Source organism: uncultured Anaerococcus sp. (genome assembly GCF_963512375.1).
GTDB lineage: Bacteria > Bacillota > Clostridia > Tissierellales > Peptoniphilaceae > Anaerococcus.
On the sequence record NZ_CAUPMI010000017.1, the window covers coordinates 15168 to 29986 of the forward strand.

General features: G+C 37.6%; 14 protein-coding genes and 2 riboswitches. All 14 genes read left to right on the plus strand.

Annotated features, from left to right (window positions below):
* The first annotated feature begins 414 nt into the window (after positions 1-414).
* The 14 genes from RRB46_RS07825 (at position 415) to RRB46_RS07890 (ending at position 14172) form a co-directional block, all read left to right on the plus strand.
* The gene (locus RRB46_RS07825; RefSeq protein ID WP_311538109.1) at positions 415-1314 is read left to right on the plus strand and encodes a YegS/Rv2252/BmrU family lipid kinase; all 900 of its coding nucleotides are present in this window, start codon (positions 415-417) and stop codon (positions 1312-1314) included.
* Between the two features lie 90 nt (positions 1315-1404).
* Complete coding sequence (locus RRB46_RS07830) at positions 1405-1884, plus strand: CarD family transcriptional regulator (protein ID WP_297689031.1); 480 nt, start codon at positions 1405-1407, stop codon at positions 1882-1884.
* A gap of 9 nt (positions 1885-1893) precedes the next feature.
* Positions 1894-2997: a PIN/TRAM domain-containing protein gene (locus RRB46_RS07835; protein ID WP_297689033.1), complete on the plus strand. Its 1104-nt coding sequence runs from the start codon at positions 1894-1896 to the stop codon at positions 2995-2997.
* The gene (ispD, locus tag RRB46_RS07840; RefSeq protein ID WP_296129410.1) at positions 2990-3694 is read left to right on the plus strand and encodes a 2-C-methyl-D-erythritol 4-phosphate cytidylyltransferase; all 705 of its coding nucleotides are present in this window, start codon (positions 2990-2992) and stop codon (positions 3692-3694) included. The genes RRB46_RS07835 and ispD overlap by 8 nt, the downstream gene beginning before the upstream one ends.
* A complete protein-coding gene (gene ispF / locus RRB46_RS07845; RefSeq protein WP_311538110.1) occupies positions 3691-4167 on the plus strand; it encodes a 2-C-methyl-D-erythritol 2,4-cyclodiphosphate synthase in 477 nt (158 codons plus the stop codon). Before ispD ends, ispF begins: the two co-directional genes overlap by 4 nt.
* A complete protein-coding gene (gene metK / locus RRB46_RS07850; protein WP_311538111.1) occupies positions 4164-5333 on the plus strand; it encodes a methionine adenosyltransferase in 1170 nt (389 codons plus the stop codon). Before ispF ends, metK begins: the two co-directional genes overlap by 4 nt.
* 1025 nt (positions 5334-6358) lie before the next feature.
* A complete protein-coding gene (locus RRB46_RS07855) occupies positions 6359-7408 on the plus strand; it encodes a rod shape-determining protein (protein ID WP_311538112.1) in 1050 nt (349 codons plus the stop codon).
* A complete protein-coding gene (gpmA, locus tag RRB46_RS07860; protein ID WP_106461067.1) occupies positions 7408-8097 on the plus strand; it encodes a 2,3-diphosphoglycerate-dependent phosphoglycerate mutase in 690 nt (229 codons plus the stop codon). Before RRB46_RS07855 ends, gpmA begins: the two co-directional genes overlap by 1 nt.
* A gap of 341 nt (positions 8098-8438) precedes the next feature.
* A complete protein-coding gene (locus RRB46_RS07865; RefSeq protein ID WP_106461066.1) occupies positions 8439-9101 on the plus strand; it encodes a winged helix-turn-helix domain-containing protein in 663 nt (220 codons plus the stop codon).
* Between the two features lie 76 nt (positions 9102-9177).
* Positions 9178-9295, plus strand: a riboswitch (FMN riboswitch).
* Positions 9296-9353: 58 nt separating this feature from the next.
* Positions 9354-9947, plus strand: coding sequence for an ECF transporter S component (locus RRB46_RS07870; protein WP_311538113.1), 594 nt, complete (start codon positions 9354-9356; stop codon positions 9945-9947).
* Between the two features lie 114 nt (positions 9948-10061).
* A riboswitch (SAM riboswitch) is annotated at positions 10062-10148 on the plus strand.
* A gap of 90 nt (positions 10149-10238) precedes the next feature.
* The gene (locus tag RRB46_RS07875; RefSeq protein WP_311538114.1) at positions 10239-11075 is read left to right on the plus strand and encodes an S-adenosyl-l-methionine hydroxide adenosyltransferase family protein; all 837 of its coding nucleotides are present in this window, start codon (positions 10239-10241) and stop codon (positions 11073-11075) included.
* Positions 11075-11626 (plus strand): ECF-type riboflavin transporter substrate-binding protein, encoded by a 552-nt coding sequence (locus RRB46_RS07880; protein WP_296129384.1) that lies wholly within the window; start codon positions 11075-11077, stop codon positions 11624-11626. Before RRB46_RS07875 ends, RRB46_RS07880 begins: the two co-directional genes overlap by 1 nt.
* A 1-nt stretch (position 11627) precedes the next feature.
* Complete coding sequence (locus RRB46_RS07885) at positions 11628-13346, plus strand: ABC transporter ATP-binding protein (protein WP_297689044.1); 1719 nt, start codon at positions 11628-11630, stop codon at positions 13344-13346.
* The gene (locus RRB46_RS07890; RefSeq protein WP_296129379.1) at positions 13339-14172 is read left to right on the plus strand and encodes an energy-coupling factor transporter transmembrane protein EcfT; all 834 of its coding nucleotides are present in this window, start codon (positions 13339-13341) and stop codon (positions 14170-14172) included. Before RRB46_RS07885 ends, RRB46_RS07890 begins: the two co-directional genes overlap by 8 nt.
* The last annotated feature ends 647 nt before the right edge of the window (positions 14173-14819 follow it).

The window sequence follows — 14819 nt, forward strand, 5'->3', positions numbered from 1 at the left end:
TTTAGGGGACTTTTGATTTTAAATTAGTAAGAATAAGGTTAGATGAATACGAAGTAATCCACCATAATAAAGAAGATTTTTGAAAAAAATCTTCCTGTTTCGCACTCCGCTTAAGGAGCCGGGAGGGGGTGAAATGGGGAGGTTTAAGGAGGGGCATGAGGGGGCATCGGTCGCCCCCTTCGCCCCTCCTTTAGACGGAGATTCAATAGTAAATAGAAATAATTTATTATAAGATTAAATTACTAAGAAAAACACTAAATAATTACCATTCATTAAAGAATAAAGAAAATATTATTATCTTGGATAAAAACAGAGGTTTTTAGGGGAAGCCCCTAAAAATTTCAATATTTTGTAGTAAAATCAAATATATATTATTGGTGATTTAGGCAATTTGCCCTAAGAAAAGGTGATTTTATGAAAAAAATGTTATTTGTTTATAATCCAAATTCTGGCCAGAGGGCTATTCAGAATTCTCTTTCTTCTATTATTGAGTATCTATCTAGCAAGGGGATTTTTCCTACTGTTTATGCTACCCAGAAGTCTGGAGATTGTCGTGAGATTGTTGAAAAGTATGGAAAGGACTTTGATAATATCCTTGTATCTGGAGGAGATGGGACTTTGGATGAGGCTGTTTCTGCTGCTCTTAGAGCTGATATTGACCCGACCTTTTCCTATATACCTACAGGTTCTACCAATGATTTTTCTAGGTCTATAAATATTTCTCCAGAAATTGAAAAGGCGACTAGAACTGCGGTAAGAGGCAAGGTTAAGAGGATTGATGTTGGAAAGATTGATGATAAGTATTTTGTCTATGTGGCAGCCTTTGGAGCTCTTTCTGATGTCAGTTTTTCTACTGATCAGGATATGAAAAATATTTTGGGCCGCTCTGCTTACATTGTGGAGGGTATTAAAAAGCTTCTTCCTATCCAATCTATGAAGTCTTACAAGGCTGAAATTGAAATTGACCATGAGCTTATTAAGGGTGATTTCATCCATTTTATGGCTTCTAATTCTATTTCTGTGGGTGGCTTTACTGATATTTTTGATGGAGAGGTTGGCCTTTCTGATGGGCTTTTTGAAATCACTTTGGTTAAAAAACCTGAGAGTCTTATTGACCTAAATAAGATTATCCAGGCTCTTACTAATAATGAGTCAAATGACTTTGTCATTAGGCGCCAGGCATCTAGCCTTAGGGTAAAGACTGATGAAGAAGTCTCCTGGTCGCTTGATGGCGACTTTGGTGGCAAAACTACAGATGCCAACATTGAGGTTATCCATAAAAGAATTAACATAAAAACTGGTCTTAAGGATTGATAAAAATATTTTTTGGAATATACTGTAATATTGCTTAAAGCGTATTTTTAAATTTATGGTATAATACTACTAGAGAACCTAGGAGGTTATATGTTTAAAGTAGGCGATAAGATAGTGTACCCATTGCACGGGGCTGGCGTGATTGATGCCATTGAAAAGATGACTTTTATGGGCGAGGAGAAGGAGTATTTTATTCTCAAGATGCCTATTGGGGATATGGATATATCAATTCCGGCTGAGAAAATAGGTGAAATGAACATCAGAGGTATTATTTCCAAGGAAGAAGGAAAAGAAGTTTTACAAATCCTAGATGACAAGCCAACAGAGATGAATACTAATTGGACCAAAAGATATAGGGACAATCAAGATATTCTAAAGACTGGCGATGTTTTTGAGATTGCTAAGATGGTTAGAAATCTTGCGATTTTGGATAGTGATAAGGGACTTTCGACAACTGAGAAAAAGCTTCTTAATAGGGCAAGGAGGATTCTTGCCAGTGAGTTAGTTATGGTGGGTTCTCTAGACAAAGAAGAGGCAGAAAAGATGATAGATGAGTCTATCGGTTTATAAGGAGATATTATGAAGAGAATAATCAGATTAGTTTTTGCGCTAATCGGAGCTGTTCTTGGAATAGTAGTCTTAAAAGTAGTTAACGCCGCTTTTGGGTTTATCCCTAATAGCGGCAAATTATTTATAGGGGCTAATATTCTAGCATCAGCTTTGTTTGCTTTTATTTTTTATTTAATTGCAGACCCGATTTCCAACAAAGCGACAGTAAGTTTTTCAATTTTAGAAAAGAAGATTAGTAAATTGCCAGCAGCAAACCTTGTTATAGGCGTACTTGGTATAATTCTAGGCTTCTTAGTAGCAGCATTAGCATCAACCCCATTAACCAAACTATCCCTACCTGTTGTAGGAAATTCAATTTTTGTGCTATTATCCATTTTATTATATATTGGTTTTGGTTATCTTGGATGGAGACTTGCTATAAGAAATGCAGACGACCTAATAGCCTTTATGACAAGGTCAAAAGATGATAAAAAAGAAAAAAAAGAGAAAATAGCCTTTGACAGGGCGAATATGACCGCAAGTCCAAAGGTCCTTGATACATCTGTAATAATAGATGGAAGAATCCTTGATATAATAAATACAGACTTCTTGGAAGGTGAGCTAATAGTGACAGAATTTGTCCTAGAAGAGCTCCAACATATAGCAGATAGCCCAGATGACCTAAAAAGAGAAAGGGGCCGCAGGGGTCTTGATATAATCAAGAAAATCCAAGAAACTGACAAGATAAAGCTAAAAGTCTTAGACAAGGATTACGAAGATATCAAAGAAGTAGATGCCAAACTCTTAAAACTAGCCCTAGATTTGGGAGCCAAGGTCTTTACCAACGACTACAACCTAAGCAAGGTAGCCAATGTCCAAGGCATACCAATCCTTAATATAAATGATTTAGCCAATGCCCTAAAACCAGTAGTAATACCAGGTGAACTAATGCAAATTGAGGTAATTAAAGAAGGCAAGGGCAAAAATCAAGGTGTAGGATATTTAGAAGATGGAACCATGGTGGTAGTAGAAGATGGGGCAGACCTAATAGATCAGGTCATAAATGCCAAAGTAACATCCGTCCTTCAAACATCTGCAGGCAGGATGATATTTGTAAGGAGCGAGGATGTATAAAGGAAAATACCTATCAGCTATCATAACAGCAGCAGGCTCTGGCCTAAGGATGGGTCTTGCCACTAACAAGCCCTATATAGAAATTGCGGGCAAGAAAATCCTGGAAATAACCCTAGAAAAAGTCAGCTCATTATTTGAATTTGACGAAATAATCCTAGTCATAAGAGAAGAAGACAGGAAAATGGCTGCTAGCCTAGTAGAAAAAATAAATGATGTCAGAATAAAGATAGTAAAGGGCGGCAAAAGCCGTGAAGAGTCAACATACAAGGGCCTATTGGCCTTAAATAAAAAAAGTCAACTGGTCTTAACCCACGATGGGGTAAGACCTTTTGCAAGCTTAGAACTATTTAGAAGAACATTAAAAGAAATGGATAATTATAAGGCAGCCATAGCTGCAACAAAGGCTAAGGATACCATAAAAGTAGCCAATGAGAGGGGAGAGGTAGACTTCACCCCAAACAGGGACTTTGTATATAATATCCAAACACCCCAAGCCTTTGAGGTAGAAAAAATCAAGACCCTTTATGAAAAATACATGACAAGCGAGGCCAAAGTCACAGATGACAGCCAACTTTTCGAATTTTTTGATAAGAAAACACCAGTCAAAATCGTAGAAGGCGAATATCAAAATATAAAAATTACAACCCAAGAAGATATAATCTTTGGCGAGGGATTTTTAAGAAAGGAAGAAAAATGAGAGTAGGAATAGGCTATGACGTCCATAAATTAGTAGAAGGAAGGGACCTAATCCTAGGTGGAATCAAATTTGATTATGAAAAAGGGCTCCTAGGTCATTCGGACGCAGATGTCCTAACCCATGCCATAATGGATGCCATCCTCGGTGCCCTAGCCTTACCAGATATTGGCAATCTCTTCCCAGATACAGACCCAGCCTACAAGGACATATATTCCATAGATCTTTTAGACAGGGTTGTCGAAAAAATGGAAGATATGGGCTATGAAATAGGCAATATAGACTCAGTAATAATCTGTGAAATGCCAAAAATATCACCAAAAAGAGAAGAAATAGTAAAATTATTAGCCAGCCACCTAAAAACCGACCTAGCAAATGTATCGGTAAAGGCCTCAACGAGCGAGAAATTAGGCTTTACAGGAAAGGGCCTAGGCATAGAATCAAGAGCAATAGTTTACCTAAAGGAGAAAGAATGAGAAAATTAATAACCAGCGAATCAGTAACAGAAGGCCATCCAGATAAGGTCTGCGATCAAATATCAGATGCAATCCTAGATGAATGTCTAAGACAAGATAAAAACTCAAGAGTAGCCTGTGAGACAGTAACAACCACAGGCCTTGTCCTAGTAGTAGGAGAAATCTCAACAGAAGCCTATGCCCCAATAGAATCTATAGTAAGAGAGACCATAAAAGAAATTGGCTACACAGATGGGGATACAGGCTTTGACTATGAAAATGTAGCAGTACTCACCAGCCTAATTGAGCAATCAGCAGACATAGCCCAGGGTGTAGATAAGGCAAGCGAATATAAAGAAGGCTCTGACCCATTTGATCAAATAGGAGCAGGAGACCAAGGCATGGTCTTTGGCTATGCAGACAATGAAACAGACTCATACCTTCCAGTATCAGTAGCCATGGCCCAAGCCCTTGCCAAAAGACTAGCCCAAGTTAGAAAAGAAGGCATCCTAGACTACCTAAGACCAGATGGCAAGACCCAGGTAACAGTAGAATATGATGATGATAAGCTAGTAAGAATCGACTCCATAGTCATCTCAAGCCAACACAAGGAAGAAGTATCCTTAGAAAAAATAAGAGAAGACATCATAAATCATGTTATAAAGGCAGTAGTAGATGAAAAATTAATAGATGAAAAGACAAAAATATATATCAACCCAACAGGCAAATTCGTAATAGGCGGCCCAAAGGGAGATAGCGGACTAACAGGAAGAAAAATAATAGTAGACTCCTACGGCGGCTACTCAAAAGCAGGCGGTGGAGCATTTTCAGGCAAAGACCCAACAAAAGTAGACAGGTCAGCAGCCTATATGGCAAGATATGCTGCAAAAAATATGGTAGCAGCAGGCCTGGCAGATAAGCTAGAAATAGGAGTATCCTACGCTATAGGAGTAGCAAAACCATTATCAATCTATGTAGATAGCTTCGGAACAGGCAAATACGATGACGAAAAACTCCTAGAAATCCTAGAAGAAAACTTCGACTTCAGACCAGCAGCCATAATAGCAAACCTAGACCTAAGACGCCCAATCTTCAAAAAAACAGCCGCCTACGGACATTTTGGAAGGGATGAAGAAGAATTCACATGGGAGAGGTTGGATAAGGTCCAAGACCTTAGGAATTATTAGGGAGTTTCCCTAATAACCTTTTTTCTTATTATCCAAGATAATAGTATTATTTACTTTAATTCTTCGGAATTTTATCACGTATAAAATGGTTGTCATCAAGCTGATGACTTCGCCAAAGGGGGAGGGCCAAGGACCCTTTCGCATGGGTCCTCATCGCCCTCCCCCTTACACCCCCTCTTCGTTACACCCCACAAGCGACTCTTGCAGAGAGCAAAAAGAAGATTGCCGATGGCAATCTTCTTTGTTAGACCTGACTGCTACTCATTCTGGTTCAAAATCTATTATTTCAAATCACGTCAGCTAAAAATTTAGATTCGCTACGCTCAACAAAATTTTTGGACGCTGACTTGCTTTGAAATAATTAACGATTTTAGTTAAGTATATCTTAAAGCTCTCTTATCTAAACCCACTAATCGCAATGTTTGCGAAAGCAAACAAGCCTTAGGACTGCTTGGAGGTTTCCATTCTCTTAGAATACAGAATAACACTGCCAAGGTTGGGAGATTTTGTAAATGGAGATGCCGTTAAAAAAATCTCCTGACGCACGAGTACAAATAAGGATTCTGTACCTACTGAGATGTAGAGTTTATATAGAAGATATATTATGGCTAGATTGAGATTTTTAGGCATCGGAATGTCAAAATTACTAAGGATAGAGATAGCTAATACAAGGGGTTCTGCATAAAAAGAGTGGATTGCCGCTAGGCAATCTTCACTGTTCGCACTCCGCTAAGGAGCCGCTTGTGGGGTGTAACGGGGAGGGGTTTAAGGGGAGGCCGATGAGGGACCATGCGGAAGGTCCCTTGGGCCTCCCCTTACTACGAAGATTCAATAGTAAATAATAATTATTTAATAAAATATAAAGTTACGAAGAAAAATAGTAAATCTTGATATTTATATCTTGGATAAAAGAAAAAACTAATCTTGGATGAAAAACCCATCTTATTATGATATAATTTTAGTAAGCAAAAAAATAAAGACAAAAAATGATACCCCATCTCGGATGGGAGAAAGAGAAAAATATTATGGCAAGATTTAGAAGGTCGGTTGCTATTGACCTAGGAACGGCTAGTGTTCTAGTCTATGTTTATAACAAAGGAATAGTTTTAAATGAACCATCTGTCATAGCTATAGATGTCCTTACAGATGAGATACTTGCGGTTGGTGAAGATGCTAAGAAATTAATTGGTAGGGCTGCTGGGAATGTTTCCTGTATCCTTCCGATGAAAGATGGGGTTATTGCAGATTTTAGAGCTACCGAGAGGATGCTTGAGCATTTTTTAAATAAGTCTGTTAAAAAATCCCTTTTCAAACCTGATTTACTTATTTGTGTACCAGCAAGGTCTACCCAAGTTGAAAAAAGAGCGGTCCTACAAGCGGCTGAAAATGCAGGAGCTCACAGGACTTATCTTATTGAAGAACCCCTAGCTGCAGCCCTTGGCGCAGGTGTAGATATAACAGATCCTAAGGGATCGATGGTTGTTGATGTAGGAGGAGGCACTTGTGATATAGCTGTTATATCCATGGGCCAAATCATAGCTAGTAAGTCTGTTGATGTGGCAGGTCTATCTTTTGATAAGGCTATCAAGGATTATATAAGGACTCGCTATGGACTACTTATTGGCGATCAGAGTGCAGAAGCTATCAAAAAAGAAGCAGGTAAGCTTACAGTCGATGATTCAATCGAGGTTAAGGGTAGGGAAATAGCTAATGGCCTCCCATCTAAGGTTTATATACCTGTTAGTGAGGTCAAGGATTCTATAAAACGTCAGATTGATTTGATTGTAGAAGGGGTAAAAAGAGTTATGGAAGTAACTCCGCCAGAACTTGCAAGTGATATATTTGATAGGCAAATTATCCTTACAGGGGGAGGCGCCTATACCTTGGGTCTAAAGGATAGGATCGAAGAGAAATTTAGGATTGAGGCAAGGATAGCTGATAATCCTCAAGAATGTGTAATTGAGGGAACTGCCAAGGCCCTAAATTGGATAGACCAGTTAGATGAGAATAGGAACGAAGCTATCAAAAGCAAGCAAGCAGAAAATGAAGCTTTTGAAAAACTAAGGAGAAGATAATGACAAAAAAATTAGTATTAGTAAGACATGGCCAAAGTGAATGGAACCTAGCTAACAAATTTACAGGTTGGGTAGATGTAAACCTATCTGATAAGGGTGTAGAAGAAGCTAAGGAAGCTGGAAGAAAGATTAAAGAAGCAGGCATCAAATTTGATTATGCTCACACATCAATCCTAAAAAGAGCTATCAAAACTTGTAACTTTGCTCTTGAATATTCTGACCAATTATTTGTACCAGTTGAAAAATCTTGGAGACTAAACGAAAGACACTACGGTGCCCTACAAGGTCTAAACAAAGCAGAAACAGCTGAAAAATACGGTGATGAACAAGTTCACATCTGGAGAAGATCATATGATACACTTCCACCAGAACTCTCAGCAGAAGAAAAAGAAAGACAAGCAGCACTTCCAATGTTTGCTCACCTTCCAAAAGATGTAATTCCAGGTGCAGAAAACCTAAAGGTAACACTTGAAAGAGTACTACCTTATTACTTCGACAAAATTGCTCCACAACTACTTGAAGGCGACACAGTCCTAGTAGCAGCTCACGGCAACAGCTTAAGAGCCCTAGCTAAACACCTAGAAAAAATCTCAGATGATGATATAATGGATTTAGAAATCCCAACAGGTCAACCACTAGTTTATGAACTAGATGATGAACTAAATGTAGTTAAAAAATATTATCTATAAATCTTTGAAAGAGTCCTTAAGGACTCTTTTTTATTGATATTTTAATATTAAACATATTTATTACACTTTTAATTGTGATAATAAAAATATCTTGTAAATATCCCTTATGAGCGTAAAGTGTTAACAGGATTAATTAAAATATATTATAAAGATTTATAAAATAAACTTGGCTAAGTTAAAGTTGTTTAAAGATATTCTACATAGATAGTAAGATTTACATGTATTGCTTTATATTTTAAATGTTAACTTATAAAAAATTATTAATTTTAAAGAAACATAAAAGTATTTGTAGGTTTTACGAAAATGATTTTATTAAATCTTTATTAGGAAAGAAGGAAAAAATGAGAATTGCTTCTGTTGAATATGAGAATGGTGTATCAAATTTAATAAATTCTCACTTTAATAAGAATGATGTTCTTGTGGAGAAAATCGAATCTATGGATGAGCTTTTGTTTAAAGATTGTAGCGTTTATGATCTTATCCTTGTTGATATGACTCATAATAAGTGTCTACAATTTATCCAATATATCAAACAAAAGACCAAAATTCCTGTAATCTACCTAACTGAAAGATATAAGAAAAATCCTTACGAGCAAGAACTTGATGATAAGGATTTTGTTATCCATTCTGTAACTAGGGATGAATTTATCCAAAATATTTTTAAGAAGGTAGAAGAGATAAGTCAGGCCAATATTATTAAGCTTGGTTTTTGCACCATGGAAGAAGATAATGGTATCTTTAGGGTTGGCAATAAGATTTTGGATTTAACCAAGTCTGAGCTTGCTATTTGTGCAATCTTAATCTCTAATATGGGCAAGACCCTTAGCAAGGAAGATATAGTGGAGATCATGAAAACTGACAAAAACCTTGACACCACACCTAGGTCTGTTAGAGAACATATCAGAAAGATTAGAAATGAGTTTAAAAAGGCAGATCTTGCTCCAATTGAGACAGTTAGTAGGCAAGGATATAGGTGGACACTTGATTCTTGTTCCCCTGAATAAAAATTTGACATATTATAGACGATAGTTTATAATATAAGTAGATAAATTAATAGATATTATATAGCAATGAAAACCATTGCTTCTTCAGGGAAAGGTGAAATTCCTTAACCGGCAGTTATAGTCTGCGAGTCCCTTTGGACCGATTTGGTGCAATTCCAAAACCGACAGTATAGTCTGGATGGAAGAAGATTATTATAATTTTTTTCGAGCCCTGATTTTAGGGCATTTTTTATGCCCAAAGGGAGGTATTATATGAACAAAACAAGATCTATTTCACTAAGCAACGTTACTAAAATTGGTATCTTAGCCGCTTTGGCTTTTATACTCATGTTTTTCCAAGTACCAATTCCAATAGCCCCACCATTTATGAGAGTGGATTTGGCAGATGTGCCAGCCCTTATAGGAGGCTTTGCTATGGGACCTTGGGCAGGAGTTGCTATTCAATTAGTTAAAAATATTCTTAATCTAACTAAGACACAAACTGTTGGAGTTGGCGAACTATCAAACTTTATAGTTGGTTCAACATTCGTATTTGTAGCATCTACAATTTATAAAAACAGGAAGACTAAGAAAACTGCTATCTTTGCACTTGCTTGTGGAGTTATCGCAATGACAGCTATAGCTACACTTTCAAATGCCTTTGTAGTATTCCCAGCCTATGCTAAGGCAATGGGATTCCCACTTGAAGCCTTTGCTGGCCAAGTACCAGGCAACCCACTTGTTAAATCCTATGTAAGCCTAATGCTACTTTCAATTGTGCCATTTAACCTAGTCAAGGGTGCAGTTGCAGCCTTAGTTACAGAGCTTATCTATAAGAGGGTTTCACCAATATTAAAAGCAAGATAAATTCTTATTATATTATTATCCTACAACATTCTGTTTGTCAAAAAGCACCTATCCATTGGAGGGTGCTTTTTGAATTGACATAAAGACAAATACTATTTTGAGGGTATAATGTTCTTACCATAAAGAGAAGGCGAGAGACAAGCTTGATGACCCTTCAGCAACCTAGCAAAGGCTAAGGTGCTAAAGCTTGAATGATGGATAGATAGAAAATTAGCATCCATCGCAGGTGGGTGTTTTTTGTTTTAAAGACAATTTTCTAGCTAGGCATTTTTTATGAAAGGACTTATAAAAATGAACGCTTTAGTTTTTCAGTCAGACTTTGGCTTAGGAGATGGGGCAGTATCTGCCATGCACGGGGTTGCTAGGATGGTAAATTCTGATCTAATAATAGATGATCTAACCCATGATATCAAACCTTACAATATTTTTGAGGCTTCCTATAGGATTTTGCAAACTATAGAATATTGGCCAAAGGGAACAGTTTTTGTATCAGTAGTAGACCCGGGAGTAGGCAGCGATAGGAATTCTATTGTTGTAAAGACAAAGAGCGGCCACTACATTGTCACTCCTGATAATGGAACTATTTCCCATGTGGCTAAATTTATTGACCTAGAATCTGCAAGGATTATCGATGAGGTTAAGGATAGGCTACCTTTTTCAGAAAATTCCCACACCTTCCACGGCAGGGATGTTTATGCCTACAATGGGGCAAAGCTTGCAAGTGATGAGGGTTATTATCATTTCTTAAAGGAAATTAGCCTAGATGAATTGGTATATTCACCTATCAAAGAAGCTAAGATTGAGGATGGAATAATAGAAGGAACTATCGATATCCTAGATATTAGATTTGGATCTTTATGGACAAATATTCCGCTAGACTTATTAAAGAAGGCGGATATCAAGCAGGGTGACCCTATTAAGGTTACAATTTTCTATAAAAATATTAAAAAATATGAAAATCAAATGACCTTTGGCCATTCTTTCGCAGACGTTGGACTTGGGGAGACTATAGCCTATATTAATTCCCTAATAAATTTAGGTATAGCCATCAACCAAGCATCATTTTCTGACACCTACCAGATAGGGACAGGTGCAGATTGGACCATATTTATCAAAAAGGAGATATAATGAAAAAGAATAATTCAATTACAAGCATAGTTGCTATAGGCATCGGTGCTGCAGTGTTTTTTATCCTAGGTAGATTTTTATCAATACCAGTAGGTTTCATTCCAAATACATCAGTAGAGACAACCTATCCATTCCTAGCCCTTATGAGCGTTCTTTTTGGACCAGTTGTTGGTGCCCTAATCGGCCTAATTGGTCATGCTATCAAAGACCTACTAACTTACGGTCTATGGTGGTCATGGGTTATCACAAGCGGGGTAACAGGGGCAGGTTACGGCCTAATTGGCAAAAATCTTGACCTAAGCAAGGGTAAATTTGAGAAAAAAGATATAATCAAATTTAACATCGGACAAATTATAACCAATGTCATCTCTTGGGGCCTAGTTGCACCAGTTTTAGACATCCTAATTTATTCAGAGCCAGCCAATAAGGTATTTGCCCAAGGTTTCGTATCAGCAGGCCTTAACAGCCTTGCAGTAGGAATTTTAGGAACAATCTTAATTGCAGCTTATGCTAAGACCCAAACAGCAGACAATTCATTAAGTAGAGACTAATATGACAGATAAGAGCCAGTCCTTAGTAGAATTTAATAATTACACATTTAAATATAGAGCACAGGCTGAGCCTTCCCTTATAGATATCAATTTAGAAATCAAAAAGGGCGAAAAAATTGTAATAGTGGGCCCATCAGGTTCTGGCAAGTCGACTCTTGCTAAGAACCTCAATGGCCAAATACCAAATACCTTCCCCGGAGATATAGAGGGGGAGGTCTTTGTTGATGGAAAAAGTATTAAGGATGCATCAATCTTTGATCTCTCCCTATCGACAGGCACAGTCCTCCAAGATACAGATGGACAATTTGTAGGTCTTACTGTGGCAGAAGATATGGCCTTCTGTCTTGAAAATGACAATATTGACCAGGAAAAGATGAAAGAAGAGGTCGAAAAATGGGCTGATGAGCTAAAGATTACAAAGCTATTAGACAGAAAGCCAAGCGATTTATCAGGAGGCCAAAAGCAGACTGTATCAATAGGTGGGGTTTTAATAAGCGAGGTTCCAATCTTGCTTTTAGACGAGCCTTTGGCAAATCTAGATCCAAAAAGCGGTAGGGCAACCATGAAGCTTGTAAGGGACTTGGCTGAAAGACTCAAGGTTACAGTCATAGTCATAGAACACAGGCTAGAAGAGGCGCTTCTCCTTAATCCAGACAGGATAATAGCGGTAGATGGGGGCAAAATCCTAGCAGACCTGAGCCCGACAGACCTTTTAAAATCAGATATCCTAGATAAAATCACAATCAGAAAGCCTCTCTACCTAGATGCCCTAGCCTATGCGGGATGTGATATAAAAGCCTATGATAAGCTAGGAGACATTGACCAGGTAAATATAAAGGCTTGCGACCTGGATAAGCTAAGGACTTGGTCAACAAATATTAAAGAAGATTTGAAAGCAAATCTTAATGAAGAATTAATAAAAATCGAAGACCTATCATTCGCTTATGACAAGGACTTAATTTTAGAAAATATAAATTTAGAAATCAAAAAAGGAGAGCTTACCTCAATTGTAGGGCCAAATGGAGCAGGCAAGTCGACCCTAGCCAAGTTAATGGCAGGCTTTCTAAGGCCAAATAAGGGCAAAATCTACATCAAAGGCGAAGATGCAAGTAGCCTTTCCATAAAAGAAATTGCAGAAAAAGTTGGCTTTGTCCTTCAAAATCCAAATGCCATGATTTCTAAAACTATGATTTATGATGAAGTCGCCTTTGGTCTAAGGGTAAGAAATATTGACGAAGACCTAATAAGGGAAAAGGTAGAAGAGACCCTAAAGATTTGTGGTCTTCATCCATTTAGAAATTGGCCAATATCAGCCCTATCCTACGGGCAAAAAAGAAGGGTGACCATAGCTTCGATCCTAGCCCTAGACCCAGAAGTCATAATTTTAGATGAACCAACAGCTGGCCAAGATCTGGGCCATTACAGGCAAATGATGGATTTTATCAAAGCTTTAAGAGATAAAAAGGGCCTAAGTATCTTAATGATAAGCCATGATATGCACCTAATCCAGGAATATACAGATAGGGTCATAGTTATAGAAGGTAAGAAAATCCTAGCTGACACCAATCCAGCGGACTTATTTTCTCAAAAAGACCTGATAGCTAGGGCTCATTTAGCAGAGACATCCCTTTATAAATTAGGCCAAAAATTAGAAGGAATAGATCCAAAAGACTTCATAGAAAGTTTCATTGCATATGAAAGAGGAGGGAAAGATGAATAATACCCTAGGTTATATCAAAAAAGACACTCTAGTCCACGACCTATCAGGGGCAAGCAAGCTAATAGCCTTTATCCTCTTATCAATAATAGTAATGACATCTTTTGATACGAGATTTCTAATCTTTGTCATGACCCTCTCCCTAATAAGCATGAAAATAGCAAAAATCAAATTGGAAGAAATTTCATTTTTGATAAAAGTAGTGGCAGTCTTTTCAATAATAAACTTACTTGCCATATACATCTTCGAGCCAGAATACGGGGTTAAACTCTACGGGACAAGGACTGTTCTTTGGGAAGGCTTTGGCAGGTATAGTCTAACAGCAGAGCAATTATTCTACGAACTAAACGTAGGCTTAAAATATTTCTCAACCATCCCCCTTGCCATAATCTTTATCCTAACAACAGATCCAAGCGAATTTTCATCAAGCCTAAACAGGATAGGCCTATCCTACAAAATATCCTACGCAGTAGCCCTAGCCCTAAGATATATACCAGATATACAAGCTTCTTATTATGATATAAGAAGCGCAAGTCAGGCCAGAGGCATAGAAATGAGCAGAAAAACAAGTCTAATAAAAAGGGTTAAGGCGAGCTCAAATATAGTATTACCCCTAATCTTTGACAGCCTAGAGAGAATAGAAACCATCTCCCAAGCCATGGAGTTAAGACGCTTTGGCAAAAACAAAGAAAGAAGCTGGTACAGGGCAAAACCCTTTAAAAAAGCAGACTTCTTTGTAATAATAGGAGTGGTTTTGATAGTAGGCATAGGAATTGGCTTGTTTTTTGTGAATGAAGGAAGATTCTTTAATCCTTTTTATCCAAGATAAATTATTTTAGGGGGCTTCCCCCTAATCCTCTCACTTTATTATCCAAGATAATATTATTATGAACTTTGATTCTTCGTTATTTTATCTTTTATTAAATGATTATTATTTACAATTGAATCTCCGTCTCAAGGGGAGGCCCAAGGGACCTTCCGCATGGTCCCTCATCGGCCTCCCCTTAAACCCCTCTCCGTTACACCCCCAGGCGGCCCCTAAAGCGGGGAGCATGAACAGAAGCTTGCCTTCGGCAAGCCACTCTTGGTAGACAAATCCCTTTGTTTTAGATATCCTTGTTCTTGCTGATTTTGACATTTCGATGCCTAAAAATCTCAATCTAGTCCAAATGTTTCTTTTATATCTACTCTACATCTCAGTAGTTACAAAATTTTAAAATTTACTCGTGTGTCAGGAGATTTTTTTAACGGCATCTCCATTTACAAAATCTCTCAACCTTGGGAGAATTATTCTGTATTCTGAGAGGATATTAACGACAAAGCAGGTCTAAGGCTCGTTTGCTTCGCAAACATCGCTATAAATAAATCTAATAAACTAATTTATCGGGAGATTTAAAAGCAAAAGTCACCGTTTAGAAAATCACACTGACAACCATACTTAAATAATAATTTTGTTAATACTGAGATGACAGTTAA